The organism is Mycobacterium sp. (genome assembly GCF_036273375.1).
In the GTDB taxonomy this organism is placed as follows: Bacteria; Actinomycetota; Actinomycetes; order Mycobacteriales; family Mycobacteriaceae; genus Mycobacterium.
Genome location: NZ_DASUHS010000147.1, coordinates 1 through 18459 on the forward strand (window position 1 = coordinate 1; position 18459 = coordinate 18459).

At 67.1% G+C, this 18459-nt stretch carries 18 protein-coding genes and 1 pseudogene; 13 read left to right on the forward strand and 6 right to left on the reverse strand.

The window, feature by feature from the left end; genetic code table 11:
• From VFW69_RS13905 to ribD, 3 genes and pseudogenes are all read left to right on the forward strand, one after another.
• Nucleotides 1–197: pseudogene (locus VFW69_RS13905) on the forward strand (rRNA cytosine-C5-methyltransferase); the annotation flags it as partial.
• Nucleotides 198–248: 51 nt separating this feature from the next.
• A complete protein-coding gene (rpe, locus tag VFW69_RS13910) occupies nucleotides 249–938 on the forward strand; it encodes a ribulose-phosphate 3-epimerase (RefSeq protein ID WP_526502102.1) in 690 nt (229 codons plus the stop codon).
• Complete coding sequence (gene ribD / locus VFW69_RS13915) at nucleotides 935–1960, forward strand: bifunctional diaminohydroxyphosphoribosylaminopyrimidine deaminase/5-amino-6-(5-phosphoribosylamino)uracil reductase RibD (RefSeq protein WP_526502103.1); 1026 nt, start codon at nucleotides 935–937, stop codon at nucleotides 1958–1960. The genes rpe and ribD overlap by 4 nt, the downstream gene beginning before the upstream one ends.
• Here the strand turns inward: ribD and VFW69_RS13920 are convergent.
• Both VFW69_RS13920 and VFW69_RS13925 read right to left on the reverse strand, forming a co-directional pair.
• On the reverse strand, nucleotides 1957–3525 hold the full coding sequence (locus VFW69_RS13920; RefSeq protein WP_526502139.1) for an MFS transporter: 1569 nt from the start codon (nucleotides 3523–3525) through the stop codon (nucleotides 1957–1959). The genes ribD and VFW69_RS13920 overlap by 4 nt on opposite strands.
• An 8-nt stretch (nucleotides 3526–3533) precedes the next feature.
• Nucleotides 3534–4241: an LppX_LprAFG lipoprotein gene (locus VFW69_RS13925; protein WP_526502104.1), complete on the reverse strand. Its 708-nt coding sequence runs from the start codon at nucleotides 4239–4241 to the stop codon at nucleotides 3534–3536.
• Nucleotides 4242–4356: 115 nt separating this feature from the next.
• Here VFW69_RS13925 and VFW69_RS13930 point away from each other — a divergent pair, with 115 nt between their 5' ends.
• Together VFW69_RS13930 and VFW69_RS13935 are read left to right on the forward strand one after the other, a co-directional pair.
• Nucleotides 4357–5004, forward strand: a complete 648-nt coding sequence (locus tag VFW69_RS13930; RefSeq protein WP_526502105.1) for a riboflavin synthase — start codon at nucleotides 4357–4359, stop codon at nucleotides 5002–5004.
• A gap of 179 nt (nucleotides 5005–5183) precedes the next feature.
• The gene (locus VFW69_RS13935) at nucleotides 5184–5393 is read left to right on the forward strand and encodes a hypothetical protein (RefSeq protein WP_526502106.1); all 210 of its coding nucleotides are present in this window, start codon (nucleotides 5184–5186) and stop codon (nucleotides 5391–5393) included.
• A gap of 858 nt (nucleotides 5394–6251) precedes the next feature.
• Here the strand turns inward: VFW69_RS13935 and VFW69_RS13940 are convergent.
• Nucleotides 6252–6563: a hypothetical protein gene (locus VFW69_RS13940; protein WP_526502107.1), complete on the reverse strand. Its 312-nt coding sequence runs from the start codon at nucleotides 6561–6563 to the stop codon at nucleotides 6252–6254.
• A 528-nt stretch (nucleotides 6564–7091) separates the two neighbouring features.
• On the opposite strand from VFW69_RS13940, the gene VFW69_RS13945 reads away from it, so the two are divergent.
• Genes VFW69_RS13945 through VFW69_RS13960 form a run of 4 tightly spaced genes read left to right on the forward strand, consistent with a single transcriptional unit; the run spans nucleotide 7092 to nucleotide 10011 of the window.
• Entirely contained in the window at nucleotides 7092–8369 is a 1278-nt protein-coding gene (locus VFW69_RS13945) for a bifunctional 3,4-dihydroxy-2-butanone-4-phosphate synthase/GTP cyclohydrolase II (RefSeq protein WP_526502108.1), read from the forward strand.
• On the forward strand, nucleotides 8366–8848 hold the full coding sequence (gene ribH / locus VFW69_RS13950; RefSeq protein WP_526502109.1) for a 6,7-dimethyl-8-ribityllumazine synthase: 483 nt from the start codon (nucleotides 8366–8368) through the stop codon (nucleotides 8846–8848). The genes VFW69_RS13945 and ribH overlap by 4 nt, the downstream gene beginning before the upstream one ends.
• A complete protein-coding gene (locus tag VFW69_RS13955) occupies nucleotides 8845–9315 on the forward strand; it encodes a PH domain-containing protein (RefSeq protein ID WP_526502110.1) in 471 nt (156 codons plus the stop codon). Before ribH ends, VFW69_RS13955 begins: the two co-directional genes overlap by 4 nt.
• Nucleotides 9316–9333: 18 nt before the next feature.
• Nucleotides 9334–10011, forward strand: coding sequence for a hypothetical protein (locus tag VFW69_RS13960; protein WP_526502111.1), 678 nt, complete (start codon nucleotides 9334–9336; stop codon nucleotides 10009–10011).
• Nucleotides 10012–10042: 31 nt separating this feature from the next.
• On the opposite strand, the gene VFW69_RS13965 is transcribed toward VFW69_RS13960, so the two are convergent.
• The 3 genes from VFW69_RS13965 to VFW69_RS13975 form a co-directional block, all read right to left on the reverse strand.
• Entirely contained in the window at nucleotides 10043–10375 is a 333-nt protein-coding gene (locus VFW69_RS13965) for a hemophore-related protein (RefSeq protein ID WP_526502112.1), read from the reverse strand.
• Nucleotides 10376–10477: 102 nt separating this feature from the next.
• Nucleotides 10478–11947 carry a PPE family protein gene (locus tag VFW69_RS13970; protein WP_526502140.1) on the reverse strand — a complete coding sequence of 490 codons (1470 nt, stop codon included), beginning with the start codon at nucleotides 11945–11947 and terminating at the stop codon, nucleotides 10478–10480.
• Nucleotides 11948–12246: 299 nt separating this feature from the next.
• On the reverse strand, nucleotides 12247–13428 hold the full coding sequence (locus VFW69_RS13975; protein ID WP_526502141.1) for a cupin domain-containing protein: 1182 nt from the start codon (nucleotides 13426–13428) through the stop codon (nucleotides 12247–12249).
• A 97-nt stretch (nucleotides 13429–13525) separates the two neighbouring features.
• Here VFW69_RS13975 and uvrC point away from each other — a divergent pair, with 97 nt between their 5' ends.
• Genes uvrC through whiA form a run of 4 tightly spaced genes read left to right on the forward strand, consistent with a single transcriptional unit; the run spans nucleotide 13526 to nucleotide 18430 of the window.
• On the forward strand, nucleotides 13526–15469 hold the full coding sequence (gene uvrC / locus VFW69_RS13980) for an excinuclease ABC subunit UvrC (protein ID WP_526502113.1): 1944 nt from the start codon (nucleotides 13526–13528) through the stop codon (nucleotides 15467–15469).
• Complete coding sequence (rapZ, locus tag VFW69_RS13985; RefSeq protein ID WP_526502114.1) at nucleotides 15466–16386, forward strand: RNase adapter RapZ; 921 nt, start codon at nucleotides 15466–15468, stop codon at nucleotides 16384–16386. Before uvrC ends, rapZ begins: the two co-directional genes overlap by 4 nt.
• Before the next feature lie 8 nt (nucleotides 16387–16394).
• Nucleotides 16395–17456 (forward strand): uridine diphosphate-N-acetylglucosamine-binding protein YvcK, encoded by a 1062-nt coding sequence (gene yvcK, locus VFW69_RS13990; protein ID WP_526502142.1) that lies wholly within the window; start codon nucleotides 16395–16397, stop codon nucleotides 17454–17456.
• Nucleotides 17447–18430, forward strand: coding sequence for a DNA-binding protein WhiA (whiA, locus tag VFW69_RS13995; protein ID WP_526502115.1), 984 nt, complete (start codon nucleotides 17447–17449; stop codon nucleotides 18428–18430). The genes yvcK and whiA overlap by 10 nt, the downstream gene beginning before the upstream one ends.
• Nucleotides 18431–18459 lie beyond the last annotated feature (29 nt).

Below are 18459 nucleotides of genomic sequence, written 5' to 3' on the forward strand. Positions count from 1 at the left end.
CCTGCTCACCGCACCTGGCCGAAACCGTCGGTGTGGTCGCCGACGCGCTGCGCCGCCACCCGGTGAGCGCGCTGGACGCCCGGCCGATGTTCGCGCCCGTCGCCGACCTGGGGGACGGGCCGCACGTCCAGCTCTGGCCCCATCGGCACGGCACCGACGCGATGTTCGCCGCCGCGCTGCGCCGCGAGGCGGATTAGCGGGGCGCGCCGGATGTGAAGCGGGCCGCGCGGCTCAGTAGTCTGGCGCTCATGCCTCGCAATACCGCGGGACCTCTGATCGCGCCGTCGATCCTTGCCGCTGACTTCTCCCGGCTCGCCGACGAAGCCGCCGCCGTGACCGGCGCCGACTGGTTACACGTCGACGTGATGGACAACCACTTCGTGCCGAATCTGACCCTCGGGCTGCCGGTGGTGGAGAGCCTGCTGGCCACCACCACCATCCCGATGGACTGCCATCTGATGATCGAGGACCCCGACCGCTGGGCGCCTCCGTACGCCGAGGCGGGGGCATACAACGTCACCTTCCACGCCGAGGCCACCCAGAATCCGATCGCGGTGGCCCGCGATATCCGCGCCGCCGGCGCCAAAGCGGGGATCAGCGTCAAGCCGGGAACCCCGCTGGAGCCCTACCTGGAAATCCTGCCGCAGTTCGACACCCTGCTCATCATGTCGGTGGAGCCCGGCTTCGGCGGCCAGAGCTTCATCCCCGAGGTGCTGAGCAAGGTGCGCACCGCGCGCAAGCTCATCGAGGCGGGGGAGTTGACGATCCTGGTTGAAATCGACGGCGGCATCAACGCGGACACCATCGAGCAGGCCGCCGAGGCCGGCGTCGATTGCTTCGTCGCCGGGTCGGCCGTCTACGGCGCCGATGACCCGGAGGCCGCGATCGACGCGTTGCGGCGCCAGGCCGCCGACGCATCCCCGCACCTGCGTCGATGACGGTTTCGCCGGGCGACAGCCTGGACACCGCGATGCGCCTGGCGATCGACCAGTCCAACCACGTCAAGGGGACCACGTATCCGAACCCACCGGTGGGGGCGGTCATCTTGGACGCCGGGGGCGAGGTGGTCGGTGTCGGCGCCACCGAACCGGCCGGTGGCGATCACGCCGAGATCCTGGCGCTGCGGCGGGCCGGTGATCTGGCGGTCGGGGGCACCGTCGTTGTCACTCTCGAGCCGTGCAACCACTACGGCAGAACCCCGCCGTGCGTGAACGCCCTGCTGGACGCGAAGGTGGGGGCCGTGGTGTACGCCGTCGCCGACCCGAACCCGGAGGCCGCCGGTGGAGCGGGCCGCCTCGAAGAAGCCGGCGTGGCGGTGCACTCCGGCGTGCTGGCCGACGAGGTGACCGGCGGCCCGCTGCGGGAGTGGCTACACAAGCAACGGACCGGGCTCCCGCACGTGACCTGGAAATACGCCAGCAGCGTCGATGGCCGCAGCGCGGCCGCAGACGGCTCCAGCCAGTGGATTTCCAGTGAGGCCTCGCGGCTGGATCTGCATCGCCGCCGCGCGGCCGCCGACGCGATCGTGGTGGGGACCGGCACCGTGCTGGCCGACGACCCGGCGTTGACCGCCCGACTGCCCGACGGCTCACTGGCCGGCCGGCAACCGCTGCGTGTCGTCGTTGGGAAGCGTGAAATACCCTCGGAGGCAAAGGTTCTCAACGACGATTCGCGGACCATGCTGATCCGAACGCACGACCCACTAGAGGTACTCAAGGCTGTGTCGGACCGCACCGATGTGCTGCTGGAGGGTGGCCCGACCCTGGCGGGCGCCTTCCTGCGGGCCGGGGTGGTCAACCGGATCCTGGCTTACGTCGCGCCGACCCTGCTGGGCGGCCCCATCACCGCGGTCGACGACGTGGGGGTGTCCACGATCGCGCGGGCGCTGCGCTGGCAGTTCGACGGCATCGACCGGGTCGGACCCGACCTGGTGCTCAGCCTGGTGCCGCGCAGCGGCTAGCGCTCACCCAGCGAGACCGCCTCCGGCTCGGGGACTTCCGGCTCTTCGGCGTGCTCTTTACGCCCGCCGAGCAACAGACCCAGCAGCGCACCCGCGATACAGATCACGACGGTGGCCAAGAAGATGTCGCCGTACATCTGGGCGAAGGCCTTGAGGTACAGCGTGCCCTGGGCGGCGATGCGCTCCAGCAGGGTGGCGTTGGGTGGGATCGAGGCAGTCAGGTTCGCCACGATCTGATTGAACCGGTACAGGCCCCACGCGCTGAGCGCGGCCACACCGATCAGCATGCCGGTCATCCGGGCCACCACCACCGCCGCCGAGGCGATGCCGTGTTGGGCGGACGGCACAACCCGCAGCGCGGCCGAGGTCAACGGGCCGATCACCAGGCCGAGGCCCAGGCCGGGCACCAGCAGGTCGGCGTGCAGCACGGGCACGCTGAACAGCCCGAAGATGTTGTGTTTTTGGTCCATCACGTCCTGGCGCCAGAAGTGAATCAGCCAGTACCCGTAGGCCGCGATCAGGAGCCCGAGGAAGGTCATGATCCGGTCACCGACCCGGGTGGCGATCCACCCGCCCAGCACAGCCCCGATCGGTAGCGCGATCAGGAACCAGAGCAGGAGCCCGGCGGCCTGGGCCTGGTCCTGTCCCAGCACGCCCTGGCCGAACAGCTCGACGTCCACCAGCGTCACCATCAGCGCGGCACCGGCGAACAACGAGGCGCCCAGCGCGGCCAGGAACGGGCGGAAGTGCACGCCCTCCGGTTCGATCAGCCGGGTGCGCGCGAAGCGCTCCCACAGCAGGAACAGCACCGCCACCACGACCGCCCCGATGACCAGCGGCAACCCGTAGCTCGGCAGAATCTGCTTGCCGTCGGGTTGTGGGTTGTAGAGACCGATCACCGCAAGGCCCAGGGCGACCGCCAGCAGCACACCACCGACCAGGTCGACCTTTTCGGGCTGCTCGACCCGTTGGTGCGACGGCAGGCTGAACTGGATCATCACCATCGCGATGAGGGTCAGCGGGACGTTGATCCAGAACACGTAGCGCCAGTCGTGTGTCAAGAAGACGATGAAAATCCCGTACAGCGGGCCCAGCACGCTGCCGAGCTCCTGGGCGGCGCCGATGCCGCCCAGCACACCGGCGCGGTTGCGCTGCGCCCACAGATCGGCGCCCAGCGCCAGGGTGACCGGCAACAGCGCGCCACTGGCCACGCCCTGGATGGTGCGGCCACCGACCAGCAGGTGGAAATCGCCCCAGTGACCGGCCAGCGCGGTGACCACGGAACCGACGATGAACAGCGCCAGGCTGACCTGCAGCACCAGCTTGCGGCCGAATCGATCGGAAGCGCGGCCCAACAGCGGCATGGCGGCGATGTAGCCCAGCAGGTACATCGTGATGATCCAGGTGATGCGCTGCAGCTGGTTAATCGGAATGTGAACGTCGGTCATGATGTCGCGCATGATCGTCACGACGACATAGGCGTCCAGGGCGCCCAGCAGGACCGCGAGGCTGCCCGCGCTGATCGCAACGCGGCGCCCGGTTTGGTGCCCGGTCTGGGCGGCGATCTCCGCGGTCACTGGCTCACCGGGGGCTTGGTGACCTGAACCTGCTGGCCCCAGTTGGACAGGGTGATCTGGGCGGTGTTGCCCGAGCTCTTCTGCAGGTTGGCCTGGACCAGCTGGTGGTCACCGCTCTCCTGGATCCACACTGTGCTCGGCACCGGCTGCGTCGCGTTGAACTGCGGGACGATCTTGTTCACCGCATCCGCCGAGACGTTTCCGCTGATACGGATCGTGTTCTGCCCGGCGATGTTGTCGCGGCCCTCGGCCTTGGCGTTGCTGAAGTTCGCCAGCACGTTACCCAGCCCGATGTCGGGGTTCAGCAGCACCGAGACGTCGTAGATGTCGGAGGCCTTGCCGAAGTCACTCCACTTGTTCGGGGTGAGGGCGGCGTACAGGGTTCCGTCGACGACCACGAAGTTGGCGTCAATGTCGGACCCGCCCAGAGTGATCGTCGCGTTGCCCGATGCGGCGGTCGCAGGCGCCGTGGTGAGGTCGCCGGTCAGAGTCTTGAGCGGTAGCCCGGGAATCTTGCCCTGAACGCTCAGCACGAGGTGCGCGCTTTTCACCTTCTTGGTGGCGTCGGCCGACTGCTTGACCAAGGTCGTGGCGTCGGGGAGCGGTGCGCTGCTCTGCTTTGAGCCCGACGAACAGCCGGCGATCAAGGCGGTGGCGAGGGTCAGGGATGCGATGACGGCCGATAGCCGGCGGCGGGTCTGCATACTGTGCATCGTAGAGGGTGCCGGTGACTGCTCTGGTGAACGCGGGGTGCCGGTGTCGCCCGGGTCTTGGTCTTTGCCTGCTCATCAGCCTGCTGAGGGCCATTAGCCTAAGAGGATGTTTACCGGAATAGTCGAGGAACTCGGCGAGGTGACTGCTCGCGACGTCCTCTCCGACGCGGCGCGGCTGACCATCCGTGGCGCCGTCGTGACGGCCGATGCGGGTCACGGCGATTCGATTGCCGTCAACGGCGTGTGCCTGACCGTCGCCGAACTGTTGCCCGGCGGTCAGTTCACCGCCGACGTGATGGCCGAATCGCTCAACCGGTCCAACTTGGGCGAACTGCAGGCCGGCAGCCGGGTGAACTTGGAGCGCGCAGCAGCCGTCAACAGTCGGCTGGGTGGCCACATCGTGCAGGGGCACGTCGACGGGACGGGGCGCATCGTGGCCCGGACCCCGTCCGAGCACTGGGAAGTGGTGCGAATCGAGATGCCGGCCGAGGTGGCCCGCTACGTCGTGGAGAAGGGATCGATCACCGTTGACGGGATTTCGTTGACGGTGTCCGGGCTGGGCGGCGAGCCGGCGGACTGGTTCGAAGTCTCGTTGATACCTACCACCCGCGAATTGACCACCTTGGGCCGCGCACCGGTCGGGACGCAGGTGAACCTCGAGGTCGATGTCATCGCCAAGTATGTTGAGCGGCTGCTCTCGCGGGATACTGGATCTGCCAGCGGTTCAACTGACACACGCGAGAGTGACGCGTAAGTACCGCGTAGTGGCCGAAGATAACCGTGTGTCTCCCGAAAGCGTTGTGCAGGAATAGGAACGCAGCGGGTCCGTCGAACGCTTCGAGAACCAACACAGAAGCTAGCGGTTCACGTCGGGTCCGCCCCGTGTGACGTGGACCTCGTGTACGTGTGGCTTCGATGGGATACCCAAACGTCATGACCGTAGAGATGTTGATTGTCGACGTCCTGGTGGGTGTCGTCGTCCTCGCTGCCGTTGTTGGAATGGTTGTGTTGATTGCGGCAGTGTTGAGGGTGTTGCAGGTGCAGATATACGTCTCAAGAGGTGGTATCCAAATGCCAACATCGGATCATCCGGATGAGTTCGAGGCACCCATCACCAGGGAGTATGCAAATCTCAGCAAATAACCATCCGGACGAGCCAGAGGTTTCGGCACTCTTTGTCGCATGCCAGCGAAACTTGTCGCATGCCAGCGAAACCGACACTGCCACAACGCTTTTCGTGAACGAATCAACGCCTGGCGGCCATGCCGTCGATGCCGCAGGAGACCGAGCGAAATCACCAGCGCCGCGGCCAGCGGGCTATTCCGCTCTGACTGCTCCAAAGTCGATCGTTATGTAGCCCGATGACCCCAGCATCACACCGGCCAGTACTGCGGCCGCTGCAACAGCTTTCAGCATCCTTTTGGTGCTCTTCGTCCTCATCGGTCACACCTTTCTGCTGGGCGAGATACCGCGGCAGGCTGACTCCCCCCGGCTAGCTGATGCTAACGCGGTCTTTAGACGTGTGTGGAATATTTCGCAAAACGCCTGGATAGACTTTTGGTGACGACTCGAGGTTCGCGCCGACGCGGCCGACAGCCCCCGTCAGCTCGCTGCGAAGTTGGGCACGCACTTGAAGGGGATGCAGCGTCGCGGGACGCCGGCTTGGTCAAGTCGATGACGACGACTTTATCGCCGGGCTCAGGCGCACACTTCCGTATGTTCTCGGAGACGCGCTACGCGATGAACGGGGCTTGGCCGTCGGGTACCGTGCGACGCACGAGAGGATTCGCGACATCGTCTTCGTCCGAGTTGGTTCTCGAACTGTGCGGCATTTCCCGAGCTGCCGTACTTCAGCCCTGGCTGTAAGCGCTTGGCGTCGAGGTGCGTGCCGGGTTGCACACCGGCGAGTGCGAGGATCGCGGCGCTCCCGCGCTCGAGGGCGTCCCCGGCGAATGGCGCGCTGTCGCTTCTTCGTACCCGCCTCAGTCAAGCTCGCGCCGCTCATCCAGCAGCGTTATCCGGCACGTCTCTCTCGGCGGAATCGGCCGCTGCGATTAACGCCCTGCCCACCTTTCGCGCTTCGGCTGGCGTGATGATCGGGGTATCGGGGCAGTCAATGATGATCTCGCGCAAAGCGCGCCCGTCCGCGTATTGCAGCCCGATGACGGATACCACGATATCGGCGCGTTGCCCTCGATCGATGGCGTCCTTGATTATCCACTCCGGGCCGTCGAATGCCCTGACGGCTGCCCCGATGTTGTCCCATTCGTCGACCCAGGTTGCCCGGGCGGGTGGTGCAAGGTTGGGTTTCATCGCTAGATCGTTTCCGCGAACCCGAGAGCGGGCACGAGTAGTCCACTACTTCACTTGTTGCGCCCGGCGCCGCGGTGCGTGTACCCCGTACCCCTTGAGGGATCGACAGGGCAGGTGTTCTTTGGGAGAGCGCCAGGGAAGCTGGGTAGCTCGTTCAAACATATTCAGACCACAGTGCAGACGGATGACCTGGTTCTAGCAGTTCAGGCATAGTGCTCGCTCGCTGCTAATCGCCAAATACGTCGAGCGATTACGCGACGCCGCCGGCGGTGACAACCCTGATCCGGCGCCGGGACGCCGTTGGCTTCTGCAGCGACGGGATACGTGCAAGGTCATCGGAAGTGGTCAGGCCGTCGGCACCGCCAACCCGCTCGGCGGCGCAACGCCTTCCGAGGCCGTCCCACTGATCGAGCCGCGGCAATAACGGGGGCGTCCCCGTGGTTCATACTGAATGCAACACGTGGGCTTCTCGTGTGAGCCGTTTCGACAGTGTTCCCGCCGGAGAGCGGGAACAGCGAGGTAGCGAAGATGACGAGGTTGGACTCCGTCGAGAGGGCGGTTGCCGACATTGCGGCCGGCAAGGCCGTCATCGTCATTGACGACGAGGACCGCGAGAACGAGGGCGATCTGATCTTCGCCGCCGAGAAGGCGACGCCGGAGATGGTGGCGTTCATGGTGCGCTACACCTCGGGATACCTGTGTGTGCCGCTGGATGGTGCGATCTGCGACCGGCTGGGGCTGCTGCCGATGTACGCCGTGAACCAGGACAAGCACGGCACCGCCTACACCGTCACGGTCGACGCACGACGCGGTGTGGGCACCGGGATTTCCGCCTCTGACCGGGCGACCACAATGCGCCTGCTGGCCGATCCCACCAGCGTCGCCGACGACTTCACCCGGCCGGGTCACGTGGTTCCGTTGCGCGCCAAGGACGGTGGCGTGTTGCGCCGTCCCGGTCACACCGAGGCCGCCGTCGACCTCGCCCGGCTGGCCGGGCTGCAGCCTGCGGGCGCCATCTGCGAGATCGTCAGCCAAAAAGACGAGGGCTCGATGGCGCAGACCGACGAACTGCGGGTATTCGCCGACGAACACGACCTTGCGATGATCACCATCGCCGACCTGATCGAGTGGCGACGCAAGCATGAAAAGCACATCGCCCGGATCGCCGAGGCCCGGATCCCCACTCGGCACGGGGAATTTCGTGCCATCGGCTACGCCAGCATCTACGAAGAGGTCGAACACGTCGCGCTGGTGCGCGGCGACATCGCCGGGCCGAACTCCGATGGTGACGACGTGCTGGTGCGCGTGCACTCCGAATGCCTGACCGGCGACGTGTTCGGTTCGCGCCGCTGCGATTGCGGACCCCAGCTGGACGCAGCGATGGCGATGGTTGCCCGCGAGGGACGCGGCATCGTGCTGTATATGCGCGGTCACGAGGGCCGCGGCATCGGGCTGATGCACAAGCTGCAGGCCTATCAATTGCAGGACGCCGGTGAAGACACCGTCGACGCCAATCTCAAGCTCGGATTGCCCGCTGATGCAAGAGATTACGGTATCGGCGCGCAAATACTGGTGGACCTCGGGGTGCGCTCGATGCGGCTGCTGACCAACAACCCGGCCAAGCGGGTCGGGCTGGATGGGTACGGCCTGCACATCATCGAGCGCGTGCCGCTGCCGGTGCGCGCCAACGCGGAGAACATCCGTTACCTGATGACCAAGCGGGATAAGATGGGCCACGACCTGGCCGGGCTGGACGACTTTCACGAATCCGTCCATTTGCCAGGTGAATTCGGCGGTGCTTTGTGAGTGGTGGCGCCGGCGTGCCGGAGGTGCCGGCGCTTGACGCATCTGGTGTGCGCCTCGGCATCGTGGCAAGCACCTGGCATAGCGAGATCTGCGACGCGCTGCTCGACGGTGCACGCAAAGTCGCCGCCGATTCGGGTGTCGACGACCCCACGGTGGTCCGCGTGCTCGGCGCGATCGAAATCCCCGTGGTGGCACAGGAACTCGCCCGAAACCACGACGCCGTGGTCGCGCTGGGCGTCGTAATCCGCGGGCAGACACCACATTTCGAATACGTCTGCGATGCGGTAACCCAGGGCTTGACCCGGGTCTCACTGGACGCCTCCACGCCGGTCGCCAACGGCGTGCTGACCACCGACAACGAGCGGCAGGCCCTGGATCGGGCCGGGCTTCCCGCGTCGGCCGAGGACAAAGGGGCCCAGGCAGCCGGGGCGGCCCTGTCCGCCGCGCTGACGCTGCGCGAGTTGCGCGCTCGGTCGTGACGCCAACGCCGGACCGCGAGAGCTGGGATGCGGTGTTGCGTCCCCATCGCACACCGTTATTCGTTTATGGGGCGGCCTTTATCATCGCCGCGGTGCACATCGCGGTGGGACTGCTGCTCAAGGTGGGCTCCACCGGGGTGGTCTTTCAGACCTCCGATCAGGTGGCGATCGCGGCGCTGGGTCTGGTCATCGCCGGCGTCGTGCTGTTGTTCGCGCGGCCGCGGCTGCGAGTGGGACCGGCCGGCGTTGAGGTACGAAATCTCCTGGGCGACAAGCTGATCGAATGGCCAGATGTTGCCGGCGTGTCGTTTCCCGTGGGTCACCGCTGGGCGCGAATCGACTTACCCGATGACGAGTACATACCGGTGATGGCCATCCAGGCCGTTGACAAGGGCCGAGCCGTGGACGCCATGGACACGGTGCGCTCGCTGCTGGCGCGCTATCGACCGGACCTGCAGAGGCACTGAGCGCTGTACCATCGGCCGATGGCACTTCAGGCACGGGCGGCCGCGGTCGCCGTCGTCGCCATGCTGGCGCTCAGTGGGTGCAGCGTTGTGGTGGGGGGACGGGCGGTCGGGGCGTCCGGTCAGTCAGGGGGAGCACCGTCGGCGCCAGTGAGACACCCGCCGGCCCGTGCGCAAGACCTGCTGCTCCAGACCGGGGACGACACGCCTTTCGGGGCGGCGACCGCGATACCGGTGGGCGACAACTACTTCACCACGGCCCAGCCCCCGAACTGTGAGGCGGCGGTGGTGTTCGAGAACTCGCCCCTGCGGCCGCCCGGCGCATCTGACCACGCCGAGTCCGCCTACCGCTTCGCCGGTCCGGCAACCTACGGCGAGTCGGTCGATATCTACGGCGACCCGCTGGACGTCCGCCACGTGCTGGTGGACGGTTTTATCGCGATCGCCCAGTGCCGCCGCGAAGCCGTAGGCGTGACCCGAGACGGGCAATCATCGTCGATGCACCTCAGCGACGTCGATACCTCGTCACACACCGCCGTGGTGTGGGCCATGACCCAGCCGGGCTGGACTTGTGACTACGGGCTGGCGGCCCTGCCGCGAACAGTTCTGCTGCTGTCAGCCTGCGACGCCAAGCCCGGGTTCCCCATGGCGGACTGGACGTCGAAACGCCTCGCACAGATCAGCGGGCGTACCGCCTAGGAACCTGTGCCGGCTAAGGCGGAGGAGGCCCTCAGTAGCGAGTGCAGTCCGTCATCATTTGCTGAAGAATAGGCATGGCCTGCTCGGCCCCTCGAGTGTGCTCGATCGCGTGCAGCAGGTTCAGCCGCTGATCGGGCGACGAGGCCAGGAACTGCTGCAAGAATTGCTGGTTCGGCCGCGACTCGTCGAGGTACTGAGCGGCCGTCGGGTTTTCCGCGTGTACGGCCCGCATCGCCTGGTCGTAGCTGCAGGTGGTGTTGATCATCGGACCATAATCGGGGTCAGCCGATGCGACCCCGGCCCCACCTGTCGACGCCAGTGCCAGACCGCCGACGGCGACGATGACCAACCAGCGCTTCATCATTTATCGGATTCCCCGTTGCTCCGCCCCAGTTTAACGTTGGGCCAGGAGCTCGGTAGCAGAACCGAAGCCGTTCACGCGCCGCCACGCGCGCGTGGGGCTCCCTCACCGGCCTTCTCCCTGCCCGGTTGTTCCTTCTTCGGTTTCGGGGCTCCAGCTGCTCGGCAGTAGCGGCAGACTCGGGCCGTCGCCCAATGAAGCGTTGGCAATCGTGGTCAAACCCGCTGGAGCGGCGTCGGCCTCGCGGGCGGTGCCGGCGAAGCCCATGCGCCCCGCACCCCGATCCGACACCGTCGCCGGGCGGTCGGTGGATTCCGCCCCGGATCCGTGTTCGAGGTATTCGTAACGATGAACGGGGTCGATCAGGCCCAGCCGGGCGCGCCTGCGGCGCCGAGCCTGTTCCCGTGGGGCCGCGTCGGCCGGCGCCACGACGGCGTCGAGCTTGGGCGATTTCTGCCCGGCGCGGGAGTCGATACTCATGTCCGTGCCGGCCCCGAGGCCGGGAGGGCCGACCACGTAGGGGTAGCTGACAGCCGGGAGCCCGGGGGCGGGCGGCGCCGGCGTCGCCGCGGACGCCGAAGCCGCGGCGGGGGCGGGCGCGTGCGTCGGGGCGGTGGCCGGGGTCGCAGCGGGCGCACCGAGGCCGGGGGCCATCGCAACGGGCGCTCCGGTGTGAGACGGAGCCGGCGCGGCCGCAGCGCCCGGCAGCGTGGGGGCGGGTTGAGTCTCGCCCGCCAAACCGGCCAACCCCGCCAAGCCCGCGGCACCCGCGACGGGGATGGAGGGGGCGATCAGGCCGAACGAGAGTTGCGTCAATTGCGGCACTTGCGGGGCGAAGTAGAGGAGCGACTCGCCCGCCCAATGCGGAACCTCGGTGGCCAGTAACGGGTCAGTCATCAGGTCGGAGAGGGTCGCGGATGGGTTCGATGGCGACTGGCTCAGGTCCCCGCTGATGGCCCTTGCCACCTCCTGCACGCGAGTTACCCACCAGCTCAACTGAGTTGGGTTGCCGCCGGCGTCCTGGTTGGCGACGTCGGTTTTCTGAATCGCCGGCGGTGGGGCGGTGGGTGGTGCCCACGTCATCGCGGTCTCGGACACGGCTTCGTAGATCGCCATCGTGGTGGCCGCCTGCAGCCACATCTGCAGGTACTCGATCTCGTTTTGTGCGATCGGAATCGTGTTGACACCAAAGAAATTCGTCGCCACCAGCTGCGCGAAGACGGCGTGGTTGGTGGCCAGCTCCTCCAGGGTCGGCATCGCAGACAGTGCGGCGGTATAGGCCGCGGCAACGGTCTCGGACTCGAGGGCCGCCGCCGTGCTGTTGGCGCTGTTCTGCAAAAGCCATGCCAGATATGGCACATGGGCGGCCACGAACGCCTCCGCGCTGGGGCCCTGCCACGTGCCGGCCTGTACCGCCGCCAGCAAGTCGCCGAGTTCCTGGGCGGCCGAGTCGTATTCGGCACTGAGCGCCTGCCACGCCTGCTCGGCCGACAGTAAGGATCCGGGCCCGGGGCCGCTGGACAGCGCCGCCGAATGCACTTCCGGCGGGAAGGCGGCCCAGATTGGCATGGTCATCATCGGCCGTCCGCGTGCGCCCGCGCTGCCATGTTGCGCTCCTCCCGACGAACCGGTCAGCGGTCCCGCGTTGGCTGGCGGACGGCGGCCCGATCAGCCACGCGGGGGCGTTTTTCCCGGCCTCTCAGTGGTTTCAGCGTTTCAGCGATGCGACAACTGCGAGTCCAGCGAAGACGTTGCCGCCGATTTCCCACCAGCGGCAGCAGGAACAGTGGTCCGCATGTACCGGAGTTTAACTGGAAAATAACCGTAAATACGGATAGAAACTCGAACTTTCACCGGAGATGCAAAGCTAACTCTCAGCTATTGGACAGCCGAAGGAGGAATCCGTTCAGTATCAGCGTCTGCGCCAGCCCCGTCCGCTGCGCCGCGCTCAGCCCGGGCAGATCCGCGACCCGGAACGGACCGGTACTGCCGGCCAGGAACAGCATCGCCGCTTCATGGTCGGCGCCGGCGCCCACCGACAGCTGAGCGAACTGCAGAACGACGCGGTCGTCGACGTGCGCCACTCGCGCATAGAGCGGTTCATACTTCGCGACCAGCGTTTGCCCGTCGATACCGACCGTGTCGCTGACCCGCCCGACCGGAGGGCATCGGCCGCGCCGCACCAAGACGTCGGCCAGCGCGTCGAGGCTTTCGTTGAGGATCTCGGGATTCTCGACGGCTCGCAGGGTGTCCCGCACGAGATCGCCCAGGCCGACACGGGCGGTTACGTCATCCAGGTGTCGCGGCGACAAGCGGGCGTGCACGCGCGGGTCGCGCAAGCTCAGCGCGTACAGCGCGTGAGTGATGAGCGTGAGCACTGTGGGTGCATGGAGGCCGATTGTCAGATGGACCGACGGCTCGAAGTGTGTTTCGGCCGAATGCACTTGGCCGCGCGGCAAATACAGCACGTCGCCGGGCTCCATGCACACGTCTGTCGGCGACGTTAGCCCACCCGTCCCCACCCCCTTGCGCCGCTGGATCTCGTGCGCCGGCACGGCGGCGGTGCCGGACACATGCCACGTCTTGGATCCCTGGATCTGCAGGACCAGCACATCATGTGGGTCGTAATGCGGGACGAAGCCGGTTGATTCCGGTGGCGTGACGTAGCCGTTGACCCGTGTCGGAAAGTTCAGCTCGACCTCGATGGAGTGCGACAACGACGCGATCGTGCGCGAATACCGCTCGAGTCCATTCAGGACGATCGTGTAGCCGTCGGCCAGGTTGTCGCGTACCCGGACGGGGTCCAGGCCGCCGTCGGCGCGGCGGTAGGTCGCCGGATCGATGTCCTCGCCGCCTTTGACGAGCCGCACGGCAGACGGTTCCGGCTGCACCTGTTCAAGGAGTCGGTCGACCGCCGACGGCCCGGGCAGCAGCCGGTCGAAGTAGCCCGGCTGGCATCGCTTGATGTGGTGGTGCCTGCTCGTCCAGATTTCGTCGAGGAAGGTGTCGACGCCGACGGGCTGCAGCAACCACGCTAGCGAGGAATCGACGGTAATCCCCCCAAACGTCGGCGACCGGTATGCACCACAGTAGACGGCACCCGCACGCGCCCGCCTTTCTCGGCACCACGCCGGCGGCTACTAGCCTGGATCTGTGCCCGATCCCGCCACCTACCGCCCCGCGCCCGGGTCCATCCCGGTCGAGCCCGGCGTCTATCGATTCCGGGATCCGCACGGGCGAGTCATCTACGTCGGCAAGGCCAAGAGCCTGCGCAGCCGGCTGACGTCATACTTCGCCGACATCTCCAGCCTGCACCCGCGAACCCGGCAGATGGTGACCACCGCGGCCAAGGTCGAGTGGACGGTGGTCAACACCGAAGTCGAGGCACTGCAGCTCGAATACAACTGGATCAAAGAGTTCGACCCGCGGTTCAACGTCCGCTATCGCGACGACAAGACCTATCCGGTGCTGGCGGTGACCCTCAACGAGGAGTTCCCGCGCCTGATGGTCTATCGCGGCCCCCGCCGCAAAGGGGTGCGATATTTCGGGCCGTACTCGCACGCCTGGGCCATCCGGGAAACACTGGATCTGCTCACCCGGGTGTTTCCGGCTCGGACCTGTTCGGCGGGAGTGTTCAAGCGGCACAAGCAGATCGACCGTCCCTGCCTACTCGGCTACATCGACAAATGCTCGGCGCCGTGTATCGGCAGGGTCAGCGCGGAGCAGCACCGCCAGATCGTGGACGATTTCTGCGACTTCCTGTCCGGTAAGACCGACCGGTTCGCGCGGGAGCTGGAACAACAGATGAAGGCCGCGGCCGAGGAACTCGATTTCGAGCGGGCCGCGCGGCTGCGCGACGACCTGGGCGCGGTGAAGAGGGCGATGGAAAAGCAGGCCGTCGTCCTCGGCGACGGCACCGACGCCGATGTGGTGGCGTTCGCCGACGACGAGCTCGAGGCCGCGGTGCAGGTGTTCCACGTCCGCGGCGGCCGGGTCCGCGGTCAGCGTGGCTGGATCGTCGAAAAGTCCGCCGACCCTGGTGATTCCGGTGAGGAACAGCTGGTCGAACAGTTCCTGACCCAGTTCTACGGCGAGCAGGCCGAATTAGGTGGCGCCGCAGACGAATCGATAAACCCGGTGCCGCGCGAGGTGCTGGTACCCTGCCTGCCGTCCAATGCCGGCGAGCTGACCAGTTGGCTGTCCGGCCTGCGCGAATCCCGGGTGGCGCTGCGAGTGCCGCAGCGCGGCGACAAACGAGCGCTGGCCGAAACGGTACAGCGCAACGCCAAAGAGGCACTGCAGCAACACAAGCTGCGGCGCGCCGGCGATTTCAACGCCAGATCCGCTGCGCTGCAGAACATCCAAGAGGCCCTCGGCTTGTCGGACGCGCCGCTGCGCATCGAATGTGTGGACATCAGCCATGTGCAGGGCACCGACGTGGTGGGCTCGCTGGTGGTGTTCGAGGACGGTCTGCCGCGCAAATCGGACTACCGGCACTTCGGCATCCGGGAAGCCGCCGGACACGGGCGCTCCGACGACGTCGCCTCCATCGCCGAGGTGACCCGTCGCCGTTTCGCGCGGCACCTGAGTGAACAAAACGACCCGAATATGCTTTCGCCGGAAGGAAAGTCTCGCCGCTTCGCTTACCCGCCGAATCTCTACGTCGTCGACGGCGGTGCGCCACAAGTCAATGCGGCCAGTGCGGTGCTCGAGGAACTCGGCATCACCGACGTCGCGGTGATCGGCCTGGCCAAGCGGCTAGAAGAGGTGTGGGTGCCCTCGGAGCCCGACCCCGTCATCATGCCGCGCAACAGCGAGGGGCTGTATTTGCTGCAACGCGTCCGTGACGAAGCGCATCGGTTTGCGATCACCTACCATCGCAGCAAGCGATCCAAGCGAATGACGGCATCGGTGCTGGATTCGGTGCCAGGATTGGGAGAACACCGCCGCAAGGCATTGGTAAGCCATTTCGGATCGATAGCCCGCCTCAAGGAGGCCACCGTCGACCAAATCACCGCGGTTCCCGGCATCGGCGTGGCAACCGCCACCGCCGTCCTGGAGGCGCTGCGACCCGAACAGTCCGAGGCCGCCCGATGACGGGCCCAGGTGAGTTCGCGGGCGGTCACTCGGTGGACGCGCCGGCCGGTATCGACGTCGTTCTGGTGACCGGATTATCTGGCGCCGGGCGGGGTACCGCAGCCAAGGTGCTCGAAGACCTCGGCTGGTATGTGGCCGACAACTTGCCCCCGCAGCTCATCACTCGGATGGTCGATTTCGGTCTGGCCGCCGGCTCGCGGATCACCCAGCTGGCGGTGGTGATGGATGTGCGGTCGCGTGGCTTCACCGGCGATCTGGACTCGGTGCGCACCGAGCTGGCCACCCGAAACATCGCCCCGCGCGTGGTGTTCATGGAAGCATCCGACGACATGTTGGTGCGTCGCTACGAACAGAATCGTCGCAGCCACCCGCTGCAGGGTGACCAAACCCTGGCCGAGGGCATCGCCGCTGAGCGCCGGATGCTCGCATCGGTCCGCGCCACCGCCGACCTGATCATCGACACGTCGACGCTGTCGGTGCGCGGCTTGCGCGAGACCATCGAGCGGGCATTCGGCGGCGCCGCCAGCGCGACCATCAGCGTCACGGTCGAGTCGTTCGGCTTCAAGTACGGCCTGCCGATGGACGCCGACATGGTGATGGACGTGCGGTTCCTGCCGAACCCGCACTGGGTCGACGAATTGCGTCCACGCACCGGGCAGGACCCGGCGGTGCGGGATTACGTGTTGAGCCAGCCCGGCGCGGCCGAATTCCTCGACGCCTACCATCGATTGCTATCTCTGGTCGTCGACGGCTACCGCCGGGAGGGCAAGCGCTATATGACGGTCGCCATCGGCTGCACCGGCGGCAAGCATCGCAGCGTCGCGATCGCCGAGGCATTGATGCAGTTGCTGAACGCTCAGCAGGGGGAAGCGCAACTGTCGGTGCGGGTGCTGCACCGGGACCTGGGCCGCGAATGACCGAGCCGATGAACCGGGGCATCGTCGCGCTGGGCGGCGGACACGGCCTGTACGCGACGCTGTCGGCGGCCCGCCGGCTGACCCCCCATGTCACCGCGGTGGTGACCGTCGCCGACGACGGTGGATCTTCTGGCCGGCTGCGCAGCGAACTGGACGTTGTGCCGCCGGGCGATCTACGAATGGCATTGGCGGCCTTGGCATCTGATAGTCCTCACGGGCGACTGTGGGCGACGATTCTGCAGCACCGGTTCGGCGGCAGCGGCGCCCTGGCCGGGCATCCGATCGGCAACCTGTTGCTGGCCGGCCTTTCCGAGGTGCTGGCCGATCCCGTCGCGGCCCTCGATGAGTTGGGGCGCATCCTCGGCGTCAAGGGGCGGGTGCTGCCGATGTGCCCGGTCGCGCTGCAGATCGAGGCCGACGTCTCCGGTCTGGAAGGTGACCCGCGGATGTTTCGGCTGATCCGCGGCCAGGTGGCGATCGCGACCACACCGGGCAAGGTGCGTCGCGTGCGGCTGTTGCCCGACAACCCCCCGGCGACACGGCAGGCCGTCGACGCCATCATGGCCGCCGATTTGGTGGTGCTGGGCCCCGGCTCGTGGTTCACGAGCGTGATCCCGCATGTGCTGGTGCCCGGACTGGCGGCGGCGCTGCGGGCGACCACCGCGCGGCGCGCCCTGGTGCTCAATCTGGTGGCCGAGCCGGGGGAGACGGCCGGCTTCTCCGTCGAGCGTCATCTGCACGTGCTGGCACAGCACGCACCGGAATTCAGCGTGCACGACATCATCATCGACGCCGAACGGGTGCCCAGCGAGCGCGAACGCGATCAACTGCGCCGCACCGCCACACTGCTTTCGGCCGAGGTCCACTTCGCCGACGTGGCCAAACCTGGTACACCTTTACATGACCCGGGCAAGCTCGCGGCGGCCCTGGACGGGGTCCGGGCGGCCCGCAAGGCTCCGGGAGCGTCTCCGGTCACGGCCATCGCCGATATTGCGGTCGACGGTGCAAGCCCACAAGCCGGGGGTGGACCGGCCGGCAGCGGACCAAGGGGTGACGACGCGTGGCGATGACGACCGAAGTCAAGGACGAACTGAGCCGCCTCATGGTGAAATCGGTCAGCGCCCGCCGCGCGGAAGTCACTTCCCTGCTGAGGTTCGCCGGCGGGCTGCACATCGTCGGCGGCCGCGTCGTGGTCGAAGCCGAGGTGGACCTGGGCAACGTCGCGCGGCGGCTGCGCAAGGACATTTTCGAACTCTACGGATACAACGCCGTCGTGCATGTGTTGTCGGCCAGCGGGATTCGCAAGAGCACCCGATACGTGTTGCGGGTGGCCAATGACGGCGAGGCGCTGGCCCGCCAGACCGGCTTGCTCGACAATCGCGGCCGCCCGGTGCGCGGTCTGCCGGCGCAGGTGGTGGGTGGCAGCGTCGGCGATGCCGAAGCCGCGTGGCGAGGAGCCTTCCTGGCGCACGGGTCGCTGACCGAGCCGGGGCGTTCGTCGGCGCTGGAAGTCAGCTGCCCCGGCCCCGAGGCGGCGCTGGCATTGGTGGGTGCCGCGCGCCGGCTCGGTGTCAGCGCGAAGGCCCGCGAGGTGCGTGGCGCCGACCGGGTGGTGGTGCGCGACGGTGAGGCGATCGGCGCACTGTTGACCCGGATGGGCGCCCAGGACACTCGGCTGGTGTGGGAGGAGCGCCGGATGCGGCGCGAGGTTCGGGCCACGGCCAACCGGCTGGCCAACTTCGACGACGCCAACCTGCGCCGATCGGCACGGGCGGCCGTCGCCGCGGCGGCCCGGGTGGAGCGGGCGCTGGAGATCCTGGGCGACACCGTCCCGGACCATCTGGCCTCGGCCGGGAAGCTGCGCGTCGAGCACCGGCAGGCATCGCTGGAGGAGCTCGGCCGGCTCGCCGACCCCCCGATGACGAAAGATGCTGTGGCGGGCCGCATTCGGCGGTTGCTGTCGATGGCCGATCGCAAGGCGAAGGTCGAGGGCATTCCCGACACCGAGTCGGCGGTCACGCCGGATTTGCTGGAGGACGCCTGACCGCGTCCCGCCAATTGTTGGACATTTGC